This is a genomic window from Okeania sp. SIO2F4 (assembly GCF_010672385.1).
Classification (GTDB): domain Bacteria; phylum Cyanobacteriota; class Cyanobacteriia; order Cyanobacteriales; family Microcoleaceae; genus Trichodesmium.
This window is the reverse complement of record NZ_JAAHGT010000510.1, coordinates 1-6,859: the sequence shown is the minus strand read 5'-3', so window position 1 is coordinate 6,859 and position 6,859 is coordinate 1. Positions and strand designations below refer to the sequence as shown.

Sequence of the window (6,859 nt, the reverse complement as noted above, 5' to 3'; positions counted from 1 at the left end):
AAAGAACAATCAACAATTTGTGAGTATCCCTCATTATAGGTTAATAGAGATGTTAAGATATAAAGCCCAATTAAGAGGAATAAAAGTAATAATTACAGAAGAATCTTATACATCTCAATCGAGCTGTTTAGATGGGGATAAATTACCAAAATATGGAGATAAAAAACCGAAATTTAGTGGAAAAAGAGTAACAAGAGGGTTGTATAAAACCAGGGAAAATAAATTATTAAATGCAGATGTAAATGGGTCATTTAATATAATTAGAAAAGTAATTCCTGATGTCTTGGACCAAGGAATAAAGGGTTTGCCGTTTAACCCTGTGGTGGTCGATCCACTACGAACAACTGAGTTTTCAGGCTTTTGAGTAAGTTTGAGTAAGTTTAGTTGAGCGGTTGGATAATGTGAAAATAAAGTCACTGATAACTAGATAAAAACTTGCAATTTACTGAAAAAGTAGGCAATTGTCTAAAACAAAAGCTAACAAAGATTAGCTCATTAATTGATAATGGATAATGAATAATGGATAATTACAAGAAGGTTAAAACCGAGAGGATTAAATATAAAGAAATCTTATTTCTTCTCTTGGTCGATTGGATATGGCTCCGAGACCTCGCCATCCCATCCTAAGGTCATGCTCGGCTTTCCGACAGCTTTTTTCTCCTGAAAAGGAGAGGGTTTAAACCTCTGGGGATTAATTATCAATTATCAATTATCCATTATCCATTGGTGAAGGGATAAGCATAGTTTTCAAAATTTATCTTATATTAGTCAGTGCATCCGTTTCCTGATTTAACTAGCTGTTAGCTTTTAGTATTCAGCTAGCCTCCAGGGTCGTAATAGAATTCAAAATTGGTAAATTTACCTTTAATTCTAAATTCAAAATCCTGCTGATGGCTGAAAGCTGACTGCTTCTTTAAGGTAAACGGAATTAACAACGGAAAAAAGGAACAAGTAATTAATGGCACGCGCAAAATTTGAAAGAAATAAACCTCACGTCAATATTGGAACTATTGGCCACGTTGACCATGGTAAAACAACCTTGACTGCTGCAATTACAATGAGTCTAGCAGCGCAAGGAAAAGCTAAGGCAAGGAATTATGCAGATATTGATGCAGCTCCAGAAGAGAAAGCACGGGGTATTACAATTAATACTGCTCATGTAGAGTATGAAACAGAAGATCGTCACTATGCTCATGTTGATTGTCCAGGACACGCTGACTATGTAAAAAACATGATTACAGGTGCAGCTCAAATGGACGGTGCAATTCTAGTAGTTTCTGCTGCTGATGGTCCAATGCCCCAAACTCGCGAGCATATTCTATTGGCCAAGCAGGTAGGGGTTCCTAATATAGTTGTTTTCCTCAACAAGCAAGATATGGTGGACGATGAGGAACTTTTGGAACTGGTGGAACTGGAAGTTCGGGAACTTTTAAGTGACTATGATTTTGATGGAGATAATATTCCTATCGCTTCTGGTTCTGCTTTACAAGCAGTAGAAGCACTAACAGCTAATCCAGGCATAGGAAAGGGTGAAAATGAGTGGGTAGATAAAATTCTGGCTCTGATGGATGAAGTTGATGGGTATATTCCTACACCAGAACGTGATGTTGATAAACCATTCTTGATGGCGGTAGAAGACGTATTCTCTATTACTGGTCGTGGTACTGTAGCTACGGGCCGGATTGAGCGTGGTAAGATCAAAGTTGGTGAAACTGTAGAATTGGTAGGTATTAAAGATACTCGTAATACTACAGTTACAGGTGTGGAAATGTTCCAGAAAATTCTGGACGAAGGAATGGCTGGTGATAATGTGGGATTACTACTGCGTGGTATGCAGAAAGATGATATTCAACGTGGGATGGTTTTAGCTAAACCAGGTTCCATTACTCCCCACAAAAAATTTGAATCAGAAGTATATGTTCTGAAAAAAGAAGAAGGAGGTCGTCATACACCTTTCTTCCCAAATTATCGGCCTCAATTCTACATCCGAACAACAGATGTGACTGGTGCTATTGAGTCTTTTACTGCTGATGATGGTAGTGCAGCAGAAATGGTAATGCCTGGTGACCGGATTAAAATGACAGTTCAACTAATCAACCCTGTGGCAATTGAGCAAGGTATGCGTTTTGCTATTCGTGAAGGTGGGAGGACTATTGGTGCTGGTGTTGTTTCTAAAATTATAGAGTAGAACAACTTCCTGAGAGATTAAGTAGCAGAAAAGCACATATATAAATTACTGATATTTGCTTTTCTGCTGCTGATTAATGAAAGTTAATTTTTATAGTCTATTGCCAGTCTATCAAACTAGCAATGGATAATTGAAAACTAAAAATCTGAACCTAGAAAATTAAAGAGAAATGGCCACAATTCAACAGCAAAAAATTCGTATTCGTCTGAAGGCATTTGACCGCCGTTTACTAGATACATCTTGTGATAAAATTGTAGATACGGCAAATAGAACTGGAGCTACTGCTATAGGGCCAATACCTTTGCCCACAAAACGACGCATTTACTGTCTGTTGCGATCGCCACACGTTGATAAAGATTCACGAGAACATTTTGAAACAAGGACTCATCGTAGAATTATAGATATCTATCAACCTTCCTCAAAAACAATTGATGCTTTGATGAAACTTGATTTGCCAGCAGGTGTAGATATTGAGGTGAAGCTATAGATAGACTAAGCCATGAGCAAGTAAGGGTTGAGAATTCTTAATAATGCCCATGGCCTGAAGTAATTTGCTAATCTATAGTTCTTGAGATATTAGAGTAAGATTTGCTGTTACATATAGGTATGCAAGAATAGAAAAATCCGCTAAAGTATAAGAAGTATAATAAACGTTGTACATAAATATAGTCTTTTGTCTCCAGAAATTTGGGCTGAGATTGAGATAATTTAACAATGTCTGTGATAATAGAAAATCAAATAGCCTCAAGAGTCAGCGATCTGAGTTCAATAGGGTGAAATTCCTGGGCTGACACGCTACCTCTAGACACATAAGAACCTATGTCCAAGCCTCTGTATTATGACCAAGCAGAAATTGAATCAGGGAGATCATTAAAAAAGAGGAAAAGAAAAAGTAGTCCCAAATGCTTTGAGCTATGGGATAGAGGGTGTTGTAGTGCCTCCTGCGGAGGAGCTGCGCTAACACCCAGTCAGGGTAAGACTGGCAAAATAAGGATATGTCATATTTGACTATATTTTTATTAACTATAAGTACCAAAAATCTATTAATACTAGGAAAATGGCATCCTCTTCTGTAGCTGTTCGAGAACTTCCCCTATTTCCACTACCAGAAGTAGTATTATTTCCAGGTAGACCTCTACCACTACATATCTTTGAATTTCGCTATAGAATTATGATGAACACAATTCTAGAAAGTGATAAGAAATTTGGAGTTTTAATGTGGGATTCTGCTCAAGATCGAGTTGTGGCAACTGGATGCTGCGCTAAAATTGAGGATTATCAGCGCTTACCTGACGATCGGATGAAGGTTTTAACTGTAGGTGAGCAAAGATTTAGAGTTTTAGATACAGTAAGAGAGAAACCGTATTTAGTTGGTTTGGTTGAATGGATAGAAGATGACCCTTCAGAAAATGAACTTGGAGGGTTAGCAAATCAGGTTGAAGTGTTACTTAGAGATGTAGTTCATCTTTCTGGAAAACTTATGGATCAGAGGATAGAGCTACCAGAAGATGTTCCTGATTTACCAAAAGAATTATCGTATTGGGTAGCTAGCAATCTTTATGGTGTGGCAACTGAACAGCAAGCTCTTTTGGAGATGCAAGATACTGCTGCTAGACTAGAAAGAGAAGTAGAAATTCTCAGCTCTACCCGCAATCATCTTGCAGCGAGAACTGTTCTTAAAGACACTTTAAAATAATAAATCAGTAGTTTTGTAAGTTCAAAGCTTTGTGTTCACTGAACATTATTTCTAACTATTAAATTCAAGTAAACAAACATTAGAAATAATAGAATTGTAGTTCAATGTTTAGGTAGTAGGAAGTGAATCATAAACTACACTTCCTACTACCTAAACATTCTTTTTTTTTGTTACAAAAATCCTAGTAATTATTCTGAAATTGCTCTTTTACTATAATAACAATTTATTACTCAATCCTTGCCGAATTTTGAGTAATACTACTTTAACGAAACTAATTATACTAAATCGGCGTTGGTAATTGGTGGGATGATTTTCTACGCTTAGGTGACACCCATCACTTACTCTGGTTAAATATTTAGAGGTATTAGAAACAGATTACTCTTAAAGTTTCATCTTTTGATTTACCAACGCCACTAAATCTCTAAAGTTTTACTGCATCTCCTTAAGTAGTCAGTAGGGATTAATCATGGTTAGTCCATGGAGGGGAAAGGAGTCTAAAAGAGGGAGTATGTCCTGCAATTAAATTTGATATTTAGGACGAGAAGTAGTAAAACTCAATACTTACTTATAAATCATACACTTTGACTACCAGGGGCTAAGATAGACCTTTGTTCACTTTCAGCTAGTACCTTAGTTTCATCACAAGCCCATTTATAATAATCTACCAATAATTGATGGGTTAGTCTTTGTTTGATAGTCATTAATACACTTTTGAGCAAGCCATTACCAGTTGTTTCTAAAACTGGTAATGGTGTTAACCATAATGGAGGGGGTAATTCTACTTTAACCTCTAAATCAGCTTTACCCTTGAGATGAGTAACTCCTTTGATTTGCAGGGGTTCAAGAATGCCAATTAGATTGAGAGTAAAACGTTGGTTGATGTACTCTACGCCACGAATTTGACATCCCTCCGACTTTAAGTAAATTGTACCTTTAGGACTAGACCACAACCGCATATCTACAGTTGGTTGAATAGTCAACATCATAAAGTGTAGTGGACGCATTTTCAAGCGGAAACAATCTTTATCTAATTGTTCTAATCTTGTTGGGTCAACCAAAGCATTAACTAAACGCTTTGGTTGACGGAGATAATGCTTAATAGGAACTTGTTGCTCTACTACAGGAATATCTACTGATTGTGAAGCAGTAAATCTAATAATCATAATTTTTTCAAAAAATCAATATCTAATGCCTAAACTTTAATTAAAATTCACATTTTTTAATATGATTTAAATCACATTAAAGTATCTGCTCAAGTTTGGTTAATAACTGGGAGGTAATTTAGGTAAAATTAATTAATTCTCATAAATAATAATACCTGATAGATGAGAAGTAAGTAAAGAAATGTAATTTAATTTTACGAAGTGTAAATTTTTGAAATTTGTACAGATTTCCTTGAATGTGAAATCTAAAAAACAATGGAGGTTTTATGACTATATCTATCGCGCATCTTGGCCCTGCTGGAACTTATGCGGAGACCGCAGCAGTGGCATTTTCTCAAAAACTGAGTCAGCTTGGTCAAAAATCTTTTCTTTGCCCATATCCTAGTATTGCTCAAACTTTATGGGCAGTTTCTCAAGAGCAAGTTAATTTGGCAGTTGTACCTGTAGAAAATTCTATTGAAGGAAGCGTTACTATTACTCTAGATACACTTTGGCAACTGGATATTTTAGAAATTCAAACAGCATTAGTTTTACCTATTTCTCATGGATTAATATCATTAGCTAGTAGTTTTGAGGAGATTAAAACTGTTTATTCTCATCCACAAGCTTTAGCTCAATGTCAAGGTTGGTTGGAAAAGTTTTTGCCACAAGTACAGCAAATTCCAGCTAATTCTACCACAGAAGCATTAGGTCATTTAGAAACAGATCCCAGTGCTGCAGCGATCGCTTCTCAAAGAGCTGCTGAACTTTATCAATTGCCTGTATTAGCTTATCCAATTAATGATTATCCTGATAATTGTACTCGCTTTTGGGTATTGAAAAAAGGAGGTACAGAAATAGAAAATTCGGCTTTAAAACTAATAATTAATACAATAAATCAACCAGAAAATTCAGTTTTTACTTCTTTAGGTTTTACTGTACCTGCAAATGTACCAGGTGCTTTGGTTGAACCATTGCAAGTATTTGCCAAAAGGGAGATTAATATGAGTAGAATAGAATCTCGTCCGACGAAACTATCTCTAGGGGATTATTTATTTTTTATTGATATAGAAGCTAATAGTAATGATAATTACGTCAAGGCAGCGATAGAAGAGTTTAAAACTTATACAAAAATCCTCAAAATCTTTGGCAGTTATAGTATTATGCCAATCAATTTAGGGAGTAGGGAGTAGGGAGTAGAAAGAGTGAAGAGGGATGGATGGAAAGATTTGATGAGTGAAAGGTCGGCACTTTTTTGGAGCTTCACAAGATGAAAATATTTCTGGTATTGCTTTGAGGAAAAATTTCTGAAATAGAGCGATATAGCTGCCGCACTTGCTCTGCCTTTCATGTCGCTCCGCGTTTCATGTCGGCTAAGAGCCGAAAACGCGGAGCGGAACGGAGTTCTATCGCCCTATGAGTAACTCAAGTTAGTTGAATAAAAAGTCATGTGTATAGGCGAGTTACTCCATCTAAACTTTATAATATCACAATTTTTATGAGGATGCAACGGAAAATCCTTTTACCCGCGATTTTTTTTGAGCTTTAGAAAATGAAGATGTTTGTGGTTTTGCGCTGAAGAGAGAGGGATGGATGGGAGGATTTGACTGAGTGAAAAGTCGGCACTTTTTTGGGGCTTCACAAGATGAAAATATTTCTGGTATTGCTTTGAAGAAAAATTTCTGAAATAGAGCGATATAGCTGCCGCCTCACGGGGTGACAAGCTAGTTGAAAGCTATATATAGAGACGAATTTGCGTTCGGGAACTGAAGAATACTTCAACTAAAATCAAACTCTTATTGAGAATGAATGAGGTGTAGTGCGTTAGAAGAG

General features: G+C 36.3%; 6 protein-coding genes. 5 read left to right on the top strand and 1 reads right to left on the bottom strand.

Features of this window, described 5'->3' with window-relative positions; genetic code table 11:
- The 4 genes from F6K22_RS26145 to F6K22_RS26130 all read left to right on the top strand — a co-directional run.
- Positions 1-364: zinc ribbon domain-containing protein (locus tag F6K22_RS26145; protein WP_293104770.1), on the top strand; the 364-nt coding region annotated here is incomplete at its 5' end.
- A 594-nt stretch (positions 365-958) separates the two neighbouring features.
- Positions 959-2,188: an elongation factor Tu gene (gene tuf / locus F6K22_RS26140; RefSeq protein WP_293104767.1), complete on the top strand. Its 1,230-nt coding sequence runs from the start codon at positions 959-961 to the stop codon at positions 2,186-2,188.
- Positions 2,189-2,357: 169 nt separating this feature from the next.
- A complete protein-coding gene (gene rpsJ, locus F6K22_RS26135; RefSeq protein WP_426541825.1) occupies positions 2,358-2,675 on the top strand; it encodes a 30S ribosomal protein S10 in 318 nt (105 codons plus the stop codon).
- A gap of 570 nt (positions 2,676-3,245) precedes the next feature.
- Positions 3,246-3,884 carry an LON peptidase substrate-binding domain-containing protein gene (locus F6K22_RS26130; RefSeq protein WP_293104764.1) on the top strand — a complete coding sequence of 213 codons (639 nt, stop codon included), beginning with the start codon at positions 3,246-3,248 and terminating at the stop codon, positions 3,882-3,884.
- A gap of 572 nt (positions 3,885-4,456) precedes the next feature.
- Here the strand turns inward: F6K22_RS26130 and F6K22_RS26125 are convergent.
- Positions 4,457-5,047, bottom strand: coding sequence for a DUF1997 domain-containing protein (locus tag F6K22_RS26125; RefSeq protein WP_293104761.1), 591 nt, complete (start codon positions 5,045-5,047; stop codon positions 4,457-4,459).
- Positions 5,048-5,313: 266 nt separating this feature from the next.
- Here F6K22_RS26125 and pheA point away from each other — a divergent pair, with 266 nt between their 5' ends.
- Positions 5,314-6,219: a prephenate dehydratase gene (gene pheA / locus F6K22_RS26120; RefSeq protein ID WP_293104758.1), complete on the top strand. Its 906-nt coding sequence runs from the start codon at positions 5,314-5,316 to the stop codon at positions 6,217-6,219.
- The last annotated feature ends 640 nt before the right edge of the window (positions 6,220-6,859 follow it).

Coding starts and splice junctions, on each gene's coding strand:
- tuf (WP_293104767.1), top strand. CDS start 959: ATGGCACGCGCAAAATTTGAAAGAAATAAACCTCACGTCAATATTGGA.
- rpsJ (WP_426541825.1), top strand. CDS start 2,358: ATGGCCACAATTCAACAGCAAAAAATTCGTATTCGTCTGAAGGCATTT.
- F6K22_RS26130 (WP_293104764.1), top strand. CDS start 3,246: ATGGCATCCTCTTCTGTAGCTGTTCGAGAACTTCCCCTATTTCCACTA.
- F6K22_RS26125 (WP_293104761.1), bottom strand. CDS start 5,047: ATGATTATTAGATTTACTGCTTCACAATCAGTAGATATTCCTGTAGTA.
- pheA (WP_293104758.1), top strand. CDS start 5,314: ATGACTATATCTATCGCGCATCTTGGCCCTGCTGGAACTTATGCGGAG.